1 protein-coding gene is annotated in these 732 nt (G+C 75.5%); it reads left to right on the plus strand.

The window, feature by feature from the left end:
• Positions 1–41: 41 nt before the first annotated feature.
• Positions 42–732, plus strand: a 691-nt coding sequence (locus MXD61_RS05760) for an acyl carrier protein (protein WP_248811803.1), incomplete at its 3' end; no start/stop codon positions are given.

Here is a 732-nt window from a genome sequence, read left to right on the forward strand (position 1 = left end):
CCACCAGCCTCGCCTGGGGCCTCTGGCACCAAACCAGCACCATGACCAGCCACCTCGACACCACCGACCTCACCCGGATGCAGCGCGGCGGCATCGCCGCGATGTCCAGCGAACACGCGCTGGCGTTGTTCGACAGCACGCTGGGCGGCGGCCGGCCCGGCTCGCCGGCGACCTGGGTGACGGCCCAGCTGGATCTACCGGCGCTGCGGGCCCGGGCGGCCAGCGGTGCGCTGCCCCCGGTGCTGCGTGCGCTGGTCCCGCCGGCACCGCGGCGGGCGGCACGCGGAGCGCAGGAGAACGCGGCCGGCTCGTTGGCGCGGCAGTTGGCTCCGCTGGCCGCGCAGGAGCGGGACGCCTTCCTGTTGGAACTGGTCCGCCGGCAGGTCGCGGAGGTCCTCGGTCATCCCAGCCCGCAGTCGGTGGAGCCGGAGCGGTCCTTCCGGGAGGTGGGATTCGACTCGCTGACCGCGGTCGACCTGCGTAACCGACTGGGCGGTGCGACCGGTCTGCGGCTGACGGCGACCCTCGCCTTCGACTATCCCAGCCCGGCCGCCGTGGCCCGTCATCTCGCCGAGCGGTTCGGCGGCGACCAGGCCGGACGGGGGACCGCCGGCGCCCAGACGGTGCCCGCGGCCGGCGCGCCCGGCGCGGCGCTGGAGCCGATCGCCGTGGTCGGGATGGCCTGCCGACTCCCCGGCGGCATCACCTCACCCGACGAACTCTGGCACCTGC

Origin of the sequence: Frankia sp. AgPm24 (genome assembly GCF_023243055.1) — a bacterium.
GTDB lineage: Bacteria > Actinomycetota > Actinomycetes > Frankiales > Frankiaceae > Frankia > Frankia umida.